13 protein-coding genes are annotated in these 16,087 nt (G+C 44.1%); 6 read left to right on the forward strand and 7 right to left on the reverse strand.

Annotation, left to right across the window (positions count from 1 at the left end):
• Positions 1 to 133: 133 nt before the first annotated feature.
• From NAF19_RS28315 to NAF19_RS28340, 6 genes are all read left to right on the forward strand, one after another.
• Positions 134 to 2,185 carry a M13 family metallopeptidase gene (locus NAF19_RS28315; RefSeq protein ID WP_252793744.1) on the forward strand — a complete coding sequence of 684 codons (2,052 nt, stop codon included), beginning with the start codon at positions 134 to 136 and terminating at the stop codon, positions 2,183 to 2,185.
• 149 nt (positions 2,186 to 2,334) lie between these two features.
• Positions 2,335 to 4,389, forward strand: a complete 2,055-nt coding sequence (locus tag NAF19_RS28320) for a M13 family metallopeptidase (protein ID WP_252793745.1) — start codon at positions 2,335 to 2,337, stop codon at positions 4,387 to 4,389.
• Between the two features lie 108 nt (positions 4,390 to 4,497).
• Positions 4,498 to 5,037: an AAA family ATPase gene (locus NAF19_RS28325; protein ID WP_252793746.1), complete on the forward strand. Its 540-nt coding sequence runs from the start codon at positions 4,498 to 4,500 to the stop codon at positions 5,035 to 5,037.
• A gap of 107 nt (positions 5,038 to 5,144) precedes the next feature.
• Positions 5,145 to 5,705, forward strand: coding sequence for an RNA polymerase sigma factor (locus NAF19_RS28330; RefSeq protein WP_252793747.1), 561 nt, complete (start codon positions 5,145 to 5,147; stop codon positions 5,703 to 5,705).
• Entirely contained in the window at positions 5,702 to 6,265 is a 564-nt protein-coding gene (locus NAF19_RS28335) for a hypothetical protein (protein WP_252793748.1), read from the forward strand. Before NAF19_RS28330 ends, NAF19_RS28335 begins: the two co-directional genes overlap by 4 nt.
• Complete coding sequence (locus NAF19_RS28340; RefSeq protein ID WP_252793749.1) at positions 6,246 to 7,535, forward strand: DUF4097 family beta strand repeat-containing protein; 1,290 nt, start codon at positions 6,246 to 6,248, stop codon at positions 7,533 to 7,535. The genes NAF19_RS28335 and NAF19_RS28340 overlap by 20 nt, the downstream gene beginning before the upstream one ends.
• 29 nt (positions 7,536 to 7,564) lie before the next feature.
• Here the strand turns inward: NAF19_RS28340 and NAF19_RS28345 are convergent, their stop codons facing one another.
• The 7 genes from NAF19_RS28345 to NAF19_RS28375 all read right to left on the reverse strand — a co-directional run bounded on the left by NAF19_RS28345 (position 7,565) and on the right by NAF19_RS28375 (position 15,819).
• Positions 7,565 to 8,800, reverse strand: a complete 1,236-nt coding sequence (locus NAF19_RS28345; protein WP_252793750.1) for an RNA polymerase sigma factor — start codon at positions 8,798 to 8,800, stop codon at positions 7,565 to 7,567.
• A 137-nt stretch (positions 8,801 to 8,937) separates the two neighbouring features.
• Positions 8,938 to 9,279, reverse strand: a complete 342-nt coding sequence (locus NAF19_RS28350; protein WP_252793751.1) for a YciI family protein — start codon at positions 9,277 to 9,279, stop codon at positions 8,938 to 8,940.
• A gap of 107 nt (positions 9,280 to 9,386) precedes the next feature.
• Entirely contained in the window at positions 9,387 to 10,574 is a 1,188-nt protein-coding gene (locus NAF19_RS28355; protein WP_252793752.1) for a class I SAM-dependent rRNA methyltransferase, read from the reverse strand.
• A 109-nt stretch (positions 10,575 to 10,683) separates the two neighbouring features.
• The gene (locus tag NAF19_RS28360; RefSeq protein WP_252793753.1) at positions 10,684 to 11,907 is read right to left on the reverse strand and encodes a transglutaminase-like domain-containing protein; all 1,224 of its coding nucleotides are present in this window, start codon (positions 11,905 to 11,907) and stop codon (positions 10,684 to 10,686) included.
• 191 nt (positions 11,908 to 12,098) lie between these two features.
• Positions 12,099 to 12,854: a LytR/AlgR family response regulator transcription factor gene (locus NAF19_RS28365; protein ID WP_252793754.1), complete on the reverse strand. Its 756-nt coding sequence runs from the start codon at positions 12,852 to 12,854 to the stop codon at positions 12,099 to 12,101.
• Positions 12,851 to 14,527, reverse strand: coding sequence for a sensor histidine kinase (locus tag NAF19_RS28370; protein WP_252793755.1), 1,677 nt, complete (start codon positions 14,525 to 14,527; stop codon positions 12,851 to 12,853). Before NAF19_RS28370 ends, NAF19_RS28365 begins: the two co-directional genes overlap by 4 nt.
• A 134-nt stretch (positions 14,528 to 14,661) precedes the next feature.
• Positions 14,662 to 15,819, reverse strand: a complete 1,158-nt coding sequence (locus NAF19_RS28375) for an ATP-binding protein (protein WP_252793756.1) — start codon at positions 15,817 to 15,819, stop codon at positions 14,662 to 14,664.
• Between the last annotated feature and the right edge of the window lie 268 nt (positions 15,820 to 16,087).

Raw genomic sequence — 16,087 nt, forward strand, 5'->3', positions numbered from 1 at the left:
CTAAAATATATTTTTATTTAACGTTTATTTGCTGCGTGATGCCGGCAAGTGTACAATTTAGCGCCTTTTTGCGTTTGCTTGTCTGATATTTCATACACCTGCTGTATTATATTATCTACATAGAAATAAAAAAATGAACAAAAAACCAACAAAACTGGCCATTTACCCCTTTATTGTGGCCGTATTATTCAATTCAGCCTGTAGTACCAAAACAAAAAACTACGCCGACAACGATATAATATTTAAAAACATGGACACCACGGTTAAACCGGGCGACGACTTTTTTAAATATGCAAATGGCGGCTGGCTTAAAAAAAATCCAATCCCGGCGGCCTATCCGTCGTGGGGTATAGGCAACGTAGTTAACGACGAACTGCGCGACCGCCTGAAGAAAATTAATGAAGACGCCCTAAACGCAAAAGCCGAAAAAGGCAGCAACACCCAAAAAATTGGCGATTTTTATTTTAGCGGGATGGATACCCTTGGTATCGAAAAGCAGGGAATCGACCCGCTTAAGGCCGAGATGGACAAGATTGAGCAGGTAAAGGATGTTAACAGCCTGGTTGATGAGTTCGCGCACCTTGCAACCATAGGGGTGGACCAGCCGATAGCGGCGGGTGTTGGCCAGGATGCAAAAAACAGCAGTAAAAATATGCTGCAACTCTACCAGGGTGGCATTGGCCTGCCAAATCGCGATTACTATTTTAATACCGATGCCCATAGCGTTGAAATCCGTAACGATTACCAGCAAAAACATTTGCCTATAGTATACAAGCTGTCGGGCTTAAGTTCTGACGTTGCCCTTGCCGCAACAAAAAAGACCTATGAGCTGGAGAAGTTTTTGGCCGACAGCAGCCGAAAGCTGGAAGACCTGCGCGATCCATACAAAAATTACAACAAAATGCCTGTTGCCGGGCTAAGCAAACTGGCGCCGGCTATTGACTGGAAATCCGCTTTTGATCAAATGGATTTTAAAAATGCGGATACCGTAATTGTTGGTCAGCCTGAATATTACCGCGCCCTAAACAAGGCGTTAAAAACCTACAGCATTGCCGATTGGAAAAACTACCTGCGTAAAAACCTGGTTGATGCTTATGCAGGTTACCTAAGCAAAGCCTTTGATGGCGAAAACTTCAGGTTTTACGGCACCGTATTGTACGGCAGTAAAGAACAACTACCTCGCTGGAAACGGGTGCTGGATACCGAAAATGGCCTAATGGGCGAGGTTTTGGGCCAGATATTTGTTAAGGAGTACTTCCCCGAAAAAACAAAGGAGCGCTACGTAAACCTGGTTGAAGCCATGCGTGCCAGCTTTAAGGAGCATATCGAAAAGCTGGATTGGATGAGCGAACCCACCAAGCAAAAGGCTTACGACAAGCTGGCAAAGGTAACCCCTAAGGTTGGCTACCCTGATAAATGGAAAGATTTTTCAACATTGACTATCGACCGCGGGCCTTATGCGCAAAACGTAATGCGGGCAAACAACTTTTGGCACCGCTTTAACGCCAATAAGCTGGGTAAGCCGGTTGACCATACCGAGTGGGACATTACGCCGCAAACCTACAATGCCTACTACAACCCATCGAACAACGAAATTGTACTGCCTGCCGCCCAGTTTTTAATACCGGGCATAAAGGACGAAGATGTTGACGACGCCGTAGTTTATGGCTATGCAGCAGCATCAACCATAGGCCACGAAATGACCCATGGCTTTGACGACCAGGGCCGCCAGTTTGATGCAGCCGGCAACCTAAAAGCATGGTGGCAGCCACAGGATTCGGTTAAGTTTACCCAGCGTGCCCAAATGCTAATCAACCAGTTTAATGGTTACACCATTTATGGCCTGCATGTAAACGGCAAAGCCACCCAGGGCGAGAATATTGCCGACTTAGGCGGCATAGTAATAGGCTTAGATGCTTTTAAAAAGACAGAACAGTATAAAGAAGGCAAATCGATAAACGGGTTAACGCCAACACAAAGGTTTTTCCTTGGTTACGCCTTAGGCTGGCTTGGTCAGCAGCGGCAGGAATACTTATCGAGCCAGATACTGACCAATGAGCATGCGCCGGGCTTTATGCGTGTAAACGGTCCGTTTACCGATGTGCCTGAGTTTTACGAAGCCTTCCACATTAAAAAAGGCGACAAAATGTGGCTCGACCCTGATAAAAGGGTGAAGATTTGGTAGGGAAATTTATGTAGAGACGCAATGCTTTGCGTCTCCCGCCAGGTATTTGAAAAATTCATATGGAGACGCTCCGACCAATCGGGGCGTCTCTATTTTGTTACTTAATCTCTATTCCGCAAATACTATATTTGCTATAAACTGACTCTCCCATGAAAATGATAACTAACAAGCCGGTTATTTATTTGGCGGCTTTTGCAGCGTTAGCATTGTGCGCATACCAAACCAAAACCATACTCGATAATCCCGACGACCCCATCTATAAAAATGTCGACACTTCGGTTAAGCCCGGCGAAGATTTTTTTTTATACGCCAATGGCACCTGGATAAAGAACAACCCCATACCGCCGGCCTATTCAAGCTGGGGCATTGGCAATATTGTTACCGAGGAGATCCGCAATCGCCTTAAAAAGGTAAATGAGGACGCCATGCAAGCCAAAGCGCCAAAGGGCACTACCACCCAAAAGCTGGCCGATTTTTATTACACCGGGCTGGATAGCGTTGGAATTGAAAATGCTGCGTTGTCGCCTTTGCTGCCGCAATTGGCGATAATTGAAAAGGCCAAAACACCTGATGATATTTTAAATGCGGCTGCCATTTTAACAACCACCGGCACACGGAATATAATCGGCATGCGTGTAAGCCAGGATGATAAAAACAGCTCAAAAATGATGGTGCAGCTAAACCAAACCGGGCTGGGGCTGCCCAATCGCGACTATTACTATAAAACCGATGCCCGCACCACCCGCATCCGCGCCAACTATACCGATAAGTATTTACCCACGCTGTTCAGGCTCTCCGCCTGGGACGACCAAAAGAGCACGGCCGCAGCCAAAGGCGCATTTGCCATTGAGAAATTTTTGGCCGATAGCAGCCGCAAACTGGAGGCCCTGCGCGATCCATATCATAATTATAACAAGCTAACCCTCGCCCAATTAAACAGCCTCACCCCCGGCATAAACTGGAACAGTTTGTTTACAGCATTGGAGCTTAAACCGGTTGATACCGTAATTGTGGGCCAGCCTGAGTACTATCGTGCTGTTGATAAGGCAATACATACTTTTAGCGTTGATGACTGGAAAGCATACCTGCGTTTAAAGCTGATTACATCGAATGCGCCATACCTTAACAACGCAGTCGCCGAAGAAAACTTCCGTTTTACAGGCAAGGTGCTGCGCGGCCAAAAGGAACAGTTACCACGCTGGAAACGGGTGCTGGACACCGAGAACGGCATAATGGGCGAACTGCTGGGTCAGCTATTTGTAAAGGAATATTTTTCGGAACGGAGCAAGGCACGATACGTTGCTATGGTTGAAGCCATGCGCCAAACCTATCGCGAACATATTGAAAAGCTGGACTGGATGAGCGCCGAAACCAAGCAAAAAGCCATCATCAAACTAAATGCCATCCACCCAAAAGTGGGTTATCCCGATCAATGGAAAGATTTTTCGACGCTTGATATCAGTCGTGCGTCATACGCCAACAACGTAATACAGGCGCGGCACTGGCAGTACCAGGTAAACATAAACAAGCTGGGTAAACCCGTAAACCACCAGGAATGGGGTATGACACCGCAAACTTATAACGCCAGCTACAGCCCGTCTAACAATGAAATAACTTTACCGGCGGCGCAACTGCTGATACCCGGTATAAAGGACGAGGATGTTGATGACGCGGTAGCTTATGGCTATGTTGCTGCATCTGTTATCGGCCACGAAATCACCCATGGTTTTGACGACGAAGGCCGTTTGTTTGATGCAAAAGGAAACCTGAAATCATGGTGGACACCCGCCGACTCGGTTAAGTTTACCCAGCGCGCCCAAATGCTGGTCAACCAGTTTAACGGTTACAAAGTGTTGGATAGCCTGCATGTAAACGGCAAAGCCACCCTCGGTGAAAACATTGCCGACCTTGGCGGTATTGTATTGGGTATTGATGCCTTTAAAAAGACGCAGCAGTATAAAGAAGGCAAAAAGATAAACGGCTTTACGCCTATGCAGCGTTTCTTTTTAGGCTATGCCCTAAGCTGGCTTGGTCACGAGCGGGACGAAGCGCTGGCCAACCAGGTTATTGTCGATGTGCATTCGCCGGCCTACTTGCGGGTAAATGGACCGTTTACTGATGTGCCCGAGTTTTATACGGCTTTCCACATTAAAAAAGGCGATAAGTTATGGCTTGATCCGGATAAAAGGGTAAGGATTTGGTAGGAGGAAGTCCGAAAAGTCGGAGGATTTTTCAAAACAAGCGGTATATCAGCCGCTTAAAACTATTTTTGTCATTCTTCTCTCTGTTCAGAATGACAACCGGGTATAAAAATGCAAAACAAATCATCCGAAATAATAAAAATAGCAGTTGTAGGCCCTGAATCGACGGGCAAATCAACCATGTCGAAATACTTAGCGGCGCACTACAATACCATTTGGGTGCCTGAATATGCCCGCGGCTATTGCGAAAAACTAATTGAGCCGCCCACCTGGCAGGACGAAATCAATATGTTTTACGGCCAGGTGGCCCTGGAGGATGAACTGCTGCCAAAGGCCAACAAGCTGCTTATTTGCGATACAACCTTTCTCACCGTAAAAATATGGAGCGAATACACCTTTGGCAAAGCGCCACAGCAAGTGCTTGATGAATTGCCCAAACGCCCTTACGACCTTTACCTGCTGCTCAACATCGACATGCCATGGGAAGAAGATCCTTTAAGGGACTTTCCGCACATGCGGGAACACTTTATGGAGGTGTGGTACAAAGAATTAAATGAGTTAAATGCTAAATACGTATTGATAGAAGGAACAGGGGCCGAAAGGCATGAAAGGGCTGTGGAAGCTGTGGATGAATACTTAAAGAGATTCTAATACAGGAAAATAAATCCGAATTCGGGCATCCGATATCCTAAATTCTTTCTCCGCCATGCAACGTTCTAAAAATCCTTGCGTCATTTAACGTGCAAGCTGATCAAAAATTGGAAGCCATCTTTATCGACAAGCATTATAACCTGGTGGTTGAGTGCAAACAAGGCAGTAAAAAAGCCTGTTATGAGCTTTACAAATTGTATTCTAAAGCGATGTTAAACGTCGCTTTCAGGATAGTGGGAAATATTGCCGAAGCTGAAGATGTTTTACAGGAGGCTTTTGTTGATGCTTTCAGCAAATTGAAAGATTTCAGGCAGGATACCACCTTTGGTTTATGGCTTAAACAAATTGTGGTAAACCGCTCCATCAACTTGCTGCGAAAACGCAAGCTGGACCTGGTTGATCTGGAAGGCGAACAAATAGAAAACATTGCCGGCGAGGAAGCAGAGGATGACGATGAAACACAATACCAGGCGGCAAGGGTTAAAGAAGCAATGAAGGACCTGCCCGAAGGCTACAGGTTAGTAATATCGCTATACCTGCTTGAGGGCTACGACCATGAAGAAATAGGACAAATATTAAACATTTCGGAAAACACCTCGCGAACGCAGTTCCTGAGGGCAAAACGAAAGTTATTGGAAATTTTACAACGAAAGGGAATAAAATCATGAGCAAGCGATTAGAGGAATTTATGAAAATGAACAGGGAGGAGTTTGACGACCTTGAACCGTCGGCAGATTTGTGGAGCAGGATTGAAAAACACCTGCCGCCACAAGGTGAAGAGTTGAAAAAGAAAGAGGCAAAAACATTTTCGCTGGGCTTTGTGTTGCGCGTTGCAGCTACGGTTATTGTGGTTATGGGTATAGGGTTTGGTTTTTACCTGCATGGCGAAAAGAAAGACAAGATCGATTTGGCTGCCATTAACCCTATTTATGCGCAACAGCAGGTTCAATATACATCACTGATTCATAGCCAGCGCACCGAACTGAAGTCGCTTACTAAAACCGAGCCCGATTTGTATAAGGAGTTTAGCAATGAAATTGCCCAAATGGATTCTACCTACAAGCAACTTAACAGCGACCTGGCCACCAGCCCTAACCAGGAACGTGTTTTACGCGCAATGATACGCAACCTGCAGGTACAAACACAAGTACTTACACAGCAGCTTGATGTTATTGAGCAGTTAAACAAATCAAAAAAGGAACAGAACAATGAAACTAAAAGCATATAAGCCCGCGCTGCTGTTAATGGCGCTTTTTATAGGCTGTACAGCGGGGCTTGCCCAAACTATATCTATACAAACAAAGCCCTCACTATCGGTGAGCACAAGTTTTGATAATACCGGTTTCGAGCTGAAAATGGATAACCTGGCGCAGAATTTAAAGGCCGATCTGAAAGATTTGGGTAAACATATTTCGGCAACAGTAAATAACATTACATCGAATATAAAGATTGAGGACAATGAAAGTGATTCCTCTTCTGCAATTAGTCTGAACTTTGGTGATTTGCTTAGCAATCTTAATTTAGAGTTTTCGAAAAATGATGACGCATCTGATGCGAATGGGCCGGGTATAAGAGAAAAAAATTACAGTAAAAGCTACCCGCTTGACGCCAATGACAAAATAAGGCTGAGCAACCAATATGGAAAAATAACTGTAAATACCTGGAATAAAAGCCAGGTGAGGGTCGACATAGAAATTAAGGCCGAGGCCGGCAGTGAAAGTGATGCGCAACGCCTGATTGATGGGGTACAAATACACGATAATAAAAATGGCGACCAGGTGTCATTTACCACCGACATACAGCATGATGACGACGATGAAGGCTTCTGGAGTTTTTTTAATTTTGGAGGAAAAAACAAGAAGCATAAGCTGAATATAAATTATGTTGTTTATATGCCCGCCCAAACTGACTTAAATGTTGAAAGCAGCTTTGGCTCAATATTCTTGCCCAGTCTTAATGGAAGGGTCCGGATCGTAGCCTCACAAGGCAGCGTAACAGCGCAAAGCCTATCGAGCAACTACAACGAAATTGAGGGCAGCTATTGCAGTTTAAAAGTTTCTGCTATGAATGGTGGCAGGCTTGCTTTTTCGTACGGAAGCGTTGATGTAGAAGAATGCAACAATATCAGGGCCGATTTAAGCTACGCTGCGTTTAGGTTAGGAAAGTTGAATAACACAGCCGACGTAAATTTAGCGTATGGCGGTGGGTTTAAAATAAGAGATCTTTCCAACTCATTTAAAAAGCTAAATATTAACACATCCTACTCAGATATATCGTTGGGCATATCTCAGTCGAGTAATTTCGACTTTGATATTGTAACCAGCTATGGAAGCGGGTTCAAATACAACGACAACAAAGTAACTATAACCGCCAAAAATCCACCGGAAGGAAGTAAGCATGTAAGCATGACACATAGTTATAAAGGTTATGTCGGCAAAGGCAACTCCGATTCGCATATCGCCATAAACTCAAGCTACGGCGGAGTGAATTTTGAATAGGCACTAATTTTTTTGAATTAAGACGAATTTCACGAATTGATTTTCTGTATCGTCTTCTCAATAGTCGCCTTATTCGTTTCAGATTTTGCCAGCTTCAACGCAGTTTTCAAATGCCGGATTGCTTTTTTATTATCCAACTCGGTATACAAAAAACCAAGCAGCGAATAGTACAAATGGCTGTCTTCCAGCTTTAGCTTTTCAGCTTCGGCAATGGCCGCGGGTTTGCCATTGGCTTTGGCAAGGGCATAGGTGCGGTTAAGTGCTGCCATGGGCGAGTACTCAATGGTCAGCAACCTGTTGTATAGCTGCAAGATGCTCTCCCATTTTTCTGTGCTGTCCTCGTGATGGGTGTGCCACCAGGCTATGCCGGCTTCAATATGATATTTTGTTAGCTGGTTACCGGTGGCAGCATTATTTAAAAAATACTTGCCACGTTCAATCAGCTCAACATCCCAAAGGCTGGTGTCCTGGTCGGGATATAACACCTGTTCGCCGTCGGCGTTTATACGGGCATCAAACCGCGATGCATGGAAGCACATTAAAGCCATCATGGCGTTTACTGTCGGTTTGTTGGTTGCTTCGTTTATGGTAAGCAGGTAACACAGGCGCATGGCTTCTACACACAAATCCTTCCGCACGCTTGTGTTTTGCGAAACAGAATAATAACCTTCGTTAAACAACAGGTAAAGGGTAGTCAATACATTTTCGAGCCGCTTGTCAATTTCCGAATTTGGCGGGAACGCTATTTTCACATTATCCTCGCGCAGTTTGGTTTTGGCCCTTAAGAGGCGTTTGTTAATGGTTTCTTTATTGCTCAGGAAGGCATTTGCAATTTCTTCGATACCAAAACCGCAAAGTATACGCAATGAAAGGCCTATCTGTGCTTCGGCCGGGATAGATGGCTGGCAGATAGCAAACATCATTTGCAGCTGGCTATCTATAATGTTATTGTCGGACAGGTCAATTTCTATTTCGTGCAGCTCGGTATTGCTGTACTGAAGTTCCGTGGTTATTTTTTCGCTGAAAAGTTTGTTCCTGCGCAGGTAATCGCGGGCTTTGTTTTTGGCAACGGTGTAGAGCCATGCCGCAGGGTTATCTGGCAGGCCCTTCAGGCCCCACGTTTCTGATGCCAGCAGGAAGGTATCGCTGGCAATATCTTCGGCAATTTCGATATGCTCAAAACCAAACAGCTTAGCCAGTACAGCAGTAATTTTGCTAAACTCGGTGCGGAATAAATGCGGTATCAGTTCCTTTTGCTCCATCATAAAAAAGGCCTGTGCAATAATACAAAGGCCAGGTATTTTTGAACATAAACAGTGTAAATTAATGTTGAATATCCAACGCAAAAGCTTTATTACTCTATTATTCGATATTCAACATCCGGGATTCAATACCCATTCAATTACATCGGGTTAATGTCGCGCACTTCAACATTGCCGCCAAATTCAAAAATGGGGCAGCCTTTTGCAATTTCCACAGCTTCATCATAGGTTTCAACGGTAATAATCGAGTAGCCGCCGATCAATTCTTTAACTTCGGTGTAAGGGCCGTCAGTAACCACATTGTTTGGCCTTACCACGCGGCCTTCAGAGCCTAAACGGTTACCCGGGCTATTCAACTTGTTTTGTGCTGCAATGCCGCCAATCCAGTCCATCCATTTTTTTGTTACAGCCTGCATTTCTTCGGGCGAGCCGGTAGGCTGGTTTTTGTAGTCGTTCCTGTAAACGAAAAGAAAATCTTTCATGATGTTTAGTTTTTAATGTTTATACCTCGATGACGAACTGACAATTACCGATTGGACAAAAAGAAAAAATTAATTTGAAAAACATCAGCCGGCTGAAAAAGCTATCCTCAATACACCCTGCAAAGCAACCCTTTTAAATACTCCCCTTCCGGAAATGACGAACGCACCGGGTGATCTTCCGGCTGGCAAAGCTGGTTTATAAATTGTACCTGCTTCCCGGCATCAAGCGCAGCCCAGGCCAGTACTTGTTTAAATGTTTCCATGTTCATGGCCCCCGAGCAGGAATAAGTTGCCAGCAAGCCGCCTTTGTTCAACAGCAACATACCCAGCCTGTTCAAATCCTTGTATGCCCGTGAAGCTTTGTCCAACGCCGACCGTGATGGTGCATACTTTGGCGGATCGAGTACTACAATGTCAAACAGTTCGCCATCCTCCCGCAGTTTGCGGAGTTGTTTATTTACATCGGATGTTATGGTTGTTACTTTATTGGCATCAAATCCGTTCAGCAATACGTTTTCTTTTAAGGTTTCAACAGCCAGGGCTGAACTATCAACAGACATAACTGCAGCAGCCTGGTTTTGCAGGGCATTTAAAGTGAAACCACCGGTATAGCTAAAGCAGTCGAGTACTTTTTTGCCTTTGGCATGGGTGGCCACAATTTTTCGGTTGTCGCGCTGATCGCAGTAGAAGCCCGATTTCTGGCCTTCGGCGATGTTGATGTTGTATTTAATTCCGTTTTCAATTACCTCAACCCTATCAGGCGGATGTGTGCCGGCCAGTACTATGTTTTGTGTTTGCAATCCTTCATGACCACGCGATGTAGCATCACTTTTATCGAAAATGCTTTCTGGTTTTAGGATGCTGTTCAACTCATCTATAATGCAAGGCATCATTTTTTCGATACCCGAGGTAAGTACCTGCACCGCCAAATGATCGGCGTATTTGTCAACGATCAACCCTGGCAGGTAGTCCGATTCACTGAATATTAAACGGCAGGTGTTGGTAATTCCATCAACCAGAACTTCGCTGCGGCTTTCAACAGCTACGGCCACCTTATTTTTAAACCACTGCTCGTTAATTTCAACGGTTTCATCCCATTCCAGCAAGCGCAGGGCAACACGCGATTGGTCGTTGTAAAAACCATAGGCCATAAATGCGCCTTTAGCATCAATAAGTTTAACCACGTCGCCATTGCCGGGCTTGCCCTTCACCTTTTCAATAGCCCCTGAGAACACCCACGGATGGCGATGCAAAACAGCTTTTTCTTTACCCTTTTTTAATACAACCTCAATCATGGTTGCAAAGGTATTAAATCAGTTGGCAGTTTTAAGTTGGCAGTGGGCAGGAAACCAAGCTTCTTTTCCGGCAAAATCCTATAATCCCAAAAATCCAATAAATCTTAGTTTAGTTGGGCTTTTGCCAAAAATATCCAGGATTATTGGTGGCATATTCAATTGTGCCCTTTGAAACGGCTTTAAGCTGATTCTGAATAGTGCTATAGCCGCCGGGGTACAGGTTAATATACTCAACGTCTTTTACAATCTTGCGGGTCTCTAAATCCCAATCACTTCTAAGCGCGCACCTAAGCCAATACAGGTTTTTCGACATGTAGCGGCCCAGGTAATCTTGTTTTGTTTGCATCACTTTGTTGTTCCAGTTGGCGTCTTCATTTAATACCAGCGGTTTATCGGCAATTAGCCGCTCGCGCACTTCCTCAATATTCAGTAAGTTGCCCTGGTCGTCGCTTACATAAGCGTTAAAAGTAGGATCCATCCACACCCATTTGTTCAATGTCTTCGACCACACTACCGTGATTACGTGGCAGTCAAAATCGGCGGTGTCCTTTGGCATACAGGTTACCAGCCGCGCCTTAAAGCCTTCGGCCTGGTAGGCGTCTTTCAATACGGTTGCCATCATGCGGCAATTAACGCCGCGATCGTCCTTTTTGCATACTGCAATTATATCCAGCGCATTTCGCGATGGCGGGTTGTTCGAGTTACCATCGTGCCTTACTACGTTGTGCGCCCAGTACAGCAGGTTTTTAATTTTGCTTATCTCGTCGCCAACGCCGCTGACGGAATCGAGATTGAATTTGATTTTGAAATCAACAAGCTCGGGTGCGGATGGCGATTGATAGGTAAACGCCGGCAGGCCTGTAGCTGCGTTACTATAGGTCCCGGCATTTTTCAAAATATAGCCATAGTCGTATTTTCCGCGTATTTGGCTCAATAGTTTTATAAACGTAGGATCATCGCGCAGGCTGTTTAAATCGCTGTCGACATTTGCATTTGCATAATTGCTGAAGCCGTCATCAACTGCCTTTTTAAACCACGCGATAGCTTCTGGTTTTTGTCCGTTTAATGCAGTATAGCAGGCCTGGTTATAATAAAGGCTTTGTGTAAGGCCCTGGCTGTTTTGCTTTGCAGCGGGAGATAATTTATCGTAACGGCCAAGCCATTCATTGATAACCGCGATTGACTTTGGGTAATCTTTTTCTTTAGAGGCGACCTGCATAGCGCTCTCCATTTTTACGCAATATTTATTAAAATCAGCGGATTCGTTGCTTTCCTGCGCTTTTGCAGTAAATGCGCCTAAACAAATAACATATAGCAGGAGTAATTTTTTCATTGTTTTAAGATTTTATGTAAGATGAAAATTTGAGGCAAAAGGTTGCCTGGCGGAATAATTTTGAATTTGTTCCGGTAATGTTTTGACCAAAAATGAGCCCCACCTAAATCCTCCCAGGTAGGGAGGACTTAAAAAAACAAACGCGGGCGAAGCTAAAGTCTCCCCTACAGGGGGAGATTTAGAGGGGGCTATTACCCTGTATCCATCGCCTTTTTTACTGCCTCTTTTTTATTACGCGAAACGGGGATTTCATTGCCGTTAAACAAAAGCAGGAAATCGCCATATTCCTTTTTCCAGCTTTTAACAAACCGTTTATTCACCAGGTGAGATTGATGACACCGGATAAACCCATAATCTTTTAATATCTCTTCGTACTCATAAATCGGTTTGCAAACCAGCAGTTCTTCCCCGTCCTGCAAATAGAAAGTGGTATAATTATTTGACGATTCGCAGCGCACAATCTCGCCGGTTTTGACAAAGCGGGTTTCTTTAAGCGTAGTTAGCGCTATCCGCTGCTCATCCCTGTTCTGCTGCCCTTTTAACAAATGGATGAGGTTTTCGAGTTGCAGGTTCTGTGCTTTAAGTTTGCACTTCTTTATCGCCCGTTCAACCGCGTTTTGCAGGTCGTTAATATCAATGGGCTTTAGCAAATAATCAATCGCTGCAAAGCGCATGGCCTGTATTGCATATTGATCGTAGGCGGTGACAAATATTACCTCAAAATCATAACTGCTCAATCCCCTCAGCAAATCGAACCCTGTTTTACCGGGCATCTGTATATCTAAAAACACAATATCCGGGCTGTGTTTTAAAATAATACCTGTGCCATCATCAGCATTTAAAGCCGTGTCGCAAACAGTAACCTGCGGGCAGTAGGTATTTAGCAGCCCCTGCAGGTTAGTCAGATTGTGCTTTTCATCGTCAATTAAAACGGCTTTAATGCTCATAGGAACCAGTTATTAAAGGTAAGCTCAATATCTGCACCGGTTGGCTTGTTCTTTTTCACCTCAAATTTAATTGATTGGCCTTTTGTAAATTCGTTCAATAACTTTATACGGTCGTGAGTGAGTTTTAGTCCAAACCCATCAGTATTTGTATTTCCCAAAAATCCGGGGCCGTTATCTTTAATATTTACTATCATGTTATTGTCGCACCTCGTAAAATTAACCGTTACTTCGCCTTTCTCCTGCAACGCCGAAATGCCGTGCTTTATGGCATTTTCGACCAGCGGTTGCAGCAACAGCGATGGTATCTCCGTTTCATAAGCATTGATATTTTTATCGATAGTAACATGATAGGTAAATCCAAACCGCAGCTGCTCAAGTTTCAGGTAGGTTTCTAAAGTTAGTATTTCTTTATCTAACGATGTTTGGTCCTTATTACTGTTATTTAACGAATCGCGCATCAAGCGGGCAAAGTCCGAGAGGTAGCTGTTGGCGCCTTTTATATCCTGTTTGTTTATCAGGCCCTGTATCGAACTCAATGCATTAAAGATAAAATGCGGGTTAAGCTGGGCATAAATACTTTTAAGCTCCAGTTGCAGCTTGGTTTTTTTTGCCAGTTCCTTCTCGGCATTCTCTTTTTGTTTAACATGCCTTACCATGAAAAAAACAAAGCCCAGCGAAGCACAAGATAATATCCCGGCGATGATCTTAAACAGCAGGGAATCATACCAGGGCGTTTTAACTTCAAACGGATAAGTGGTTACATGTTCGCGCTGCGCGGTGTAGCGCATTTTTAACAGGTACCGGCCTGGTGCGAGGCTTTTTAGCCAGATGAAATTATTATCAAAATCGTTGTATTTCCAGGGGGTAATGGTATTATCATTTTTTACCAACTCGTACTCCAGTTGTTCTTTGTGGTAAATATCGGTGCTGAAATAAAACACCAGGTTATTTTCCGTGGGCGCAACTATTAGTTTCTTTGGCAAGTAGCTAAACCGATCAACCTGATCGACCGGATACTTCATCTTCCATTTGTCAATTTCGGCTGCATCCTGCCGGTAGCTCCACGGGTGAGCAAGCCTTTTTAGAAAAAAGTTCAGCTCATCAGGAAGGTATATCTGGCTGATAGTCGGTTTAACGGGCTGCCATTTTACCACAGCGGCAGCGACAATTTTCCCCGAGTTTTTTAACCGTACATCAACAACCAGCCGGCTGCCAATGCCGGCGCTGTAACCGCCCAGGTAAGCCATCTGTGGCATTGACGATGCGGATTGCACCATATAGTCGGTAAAGCTCGCGGGCTTTTGCCAGGGCGCTATTACCGCACCGTTTTTAATCATCACCCTGAACTCGTAATTATTGGCATTACCTTTATTTACACCATGCAGAAAAAATTGTGCCTTCGCCGTATCGTAAGTGATAATGGCGACAAAGTTTAGCGGGCGGTTACGGATAAACGCCGTGTCTTTTTTCAGTGCCTCAGTAAGCGCGGCGCAGCTGCCATCGCCCCAAAATGCATTGTTAATTTCTTTAATTGCCGAAACTATACCAATATTACCCGGTTTGTCAGTTAGCCCGCTTGGATAGCTTTGCGAGTATGTACCCCATATTATTTGTGCATTTGCAGGTTTTGCTAACGCGATGGTTATTGTTAACAGCAGGAATATCTTTTTCATTTTGTTTGATTTATACTCAAATGTCTGCTGTTTATAAATGTTATTTGCGGGCGATGTGAATTGGGTAGCGTGTGGTGTGAATTTGGTTTAAAAAGCGAATTGATTATAAGAAGGCAAGGAAAATCGCCGGTAGCTTAACCCCCGATATGGTCCCACCCCACAACGCTATATTTCGTCCTCTCCTGATTTTCTGAACCACCGTATATTAGCGTTTTGTGCACTTCGGCCGGCAACGCAAGTTCACCAAACAAATCCATCCCGTTAAACAACACCGGGGAAATGGTTTGTGTGGCTTTGACCTCAAAAACATCAAAACCACCAGGCTTTCTTAGTAACATGTCAACCTCGTTGCCTCCACGGTCCTGCCAAAAATAATATTCGCGGTGAAGGTATTGATGCTGGTTTTGCTTTTGATACTCCGCGATAATCATATTCTCAAAAAGATTACCTTTTAACCTGTTTTCAATTAATTCGTGACCTGTTCTTATTCCTAACAGGTGGCTTAACAAGCCGGTATCGTAAAAGAACAGTTTGGGGCTTTTAACCAATCGCTTATTAAAATTTTCGTGATATGGCTGCAGCAGGAAAATAATGTAACTGCTTTCCAATATAGATAACCATGATTTAGCGGTAGGTTGTGATATATCGCATTCATTTGCAATAGCGCTAATGTTTAGCAACTGGCCTGCGCGAGTGGCACATAAGCTCAAAAATGTACGAAACAGCTTTAAGTCCCTGATATTTAAGAGCTCCGTTACGTCTTTTTCAATATAGGTTTGGATGTAGTTGGCGTAAAACACTACCGGGTCAATATCCCTGTCGAAAATAGCTGGATAAAATCCTTTTATAGCTGCAGAAGCATAGGAGCTGTCCAGTAAACCAACTTGTTTCAATTCCTTAAAATCCAAAGGCAGTAATTTAAACAGCGCCACCCTGCCAGCAAGCGTCTGGGTTATATTACTTAGCAGGTGGAAATTTTGCGAGCCTGATAAAATATACTGCCCCATCTGTCTCGACTCATCAACTCTGCCCTGGATATAGGAGAATAGCGCAGGCACGCGCTGTACTTCATTGAAAATTACTTTTTCATTATATTGATTCAGAAAGCCGACAGGATCATCAGTTGCAAAGGAACGTGTATCCGGATTTTCCAACGAGATATATCGGTAATCTGCAAATAATTCTCTCAACAATGTGGTTTTTCCCGATTGCCTTGGACCAGTTAGGGCAAGAACCGGGAATTTAGATTGCTGGGCAGCTATTATTTGCGCAATTTGACGGTTAATATACATTTATCAGCATTTAAGTATAGTCAAATTTAGTGCTTATTTTGAATTTGCCGGCATTTCATTTTGAATTTGCCATTGTTTAATTTTGAATTTGTCAACATTCTATTTTGAATTTGCCCCAAAAAATGTTTAAATAATCAATAACAATCCATTTCATCGAGTAGGAAGTAAGGGATTATTTCCCTTACTGTCCTCTCACACCACCGTACGTGCCGTTCGGCATACGGCGGTTCAATAAACATTAACAGTTTTTCAGCGGGGTGGTGATGTC

It is taken from the genome of Mucilaginibacter flavidus (assembly GCF_024055575.1).
Classification (GTDB): domain Bacteria; phylum Bacteroidota; class Bacteroidia; order Sphingobacteriales; family Sphingobacteriaceae; genus Mucilaginibacter; species Mucilaginibacter flavidus.

Excerpts from the sequence above, each read along its gene's own strand:
- NAF19_RS28315 (WP_252793744.1), top strand. The coding sequence starts at position 134 with ATGAACAAAAAACCAACAAAACTGGCCATTTACCCCTTTATTGTGGCC.
- NAF19_RS28320 (WP_252793745.1), top strand. The coding sequence starts at position 2,335 with ATGAAAATGATAACTAACAAGCCGGTTATTTATTTGGCGGCTTTTGCA.
- NAF19_RS28325 (WP_252793746.1), top strand. The coding sequence starts at position 4,498 with ATGCAAAACAAATCATCCGAAATAATAAAAATAGCAGTTGTAGGCCCT.
- NAF19_RS28335 (WP_252793748.1), top strand. The coding sequence starts at position 5,702 with ATGAGCAAGCGATTAGAGGAATTTATGAAAATGAACAGGGAGGAGTTT.
- NAF19_RS28340 (WP_252793749.1), top strand. The coding sequence starts at position 6,246 with ATGAAACTAAAAGCATATAAGCCCGCGCTGCTGTTAATGGCGCTTTTT.
- NAF19_RS28345 (WP_252793750.1), bottom strand. The coding sequence starts at position 8,800 with ATGATGGAGCAAAAGGAACTGATACCGCATTTATTCCGCACCGAGTTT.
- NAF19_RS28350 (WP_252793751.1), bottom strand. The coding sequence starts at position 9,279 with ATGAAAGATTTTCTTTTCGTTTACAGGAACGACTACAAAAACCAGCCT.
- NAF19_RS28355 (WP_252793752.1), bottom strand. The coding sequence starts at position 10,574 with ATGATTGAGGTTGTATTAAAAAAGGGTAAAGAAAAAGCTGTTTTGCAT.
- NAF19_RS28360 (WP_252793753.1), bottom strand. The coding sequence starts at position 11,907 with ATGAAAAAATTACTCCTGCTATATGTTATTTGTTTAGGCGCATTTACT.
- NAF19_RS28365 (WP_252793754.1), bottom strand. The coding sequence starts at position 12,854 with ATGAGCATTAAAGCCGTTTTAATTGACGATGAAAAGCACAATCTGACT.
- NAF19_RS28370 (WP_252793755.1), bottom strand. The coding sequence starts at position 14,527 with ATGAAAAAGATATTCCTGCTGTTAACAATAACCATCGCGTTAGCAAAA.
- NAF19_RS28375 (WP_252793756.1), bottom strand. The coding sequence starts at position 15,819 with ATGTATATTAACCGTCAAATTGCGCAAATAATAGCTGCCCAGCAATCT.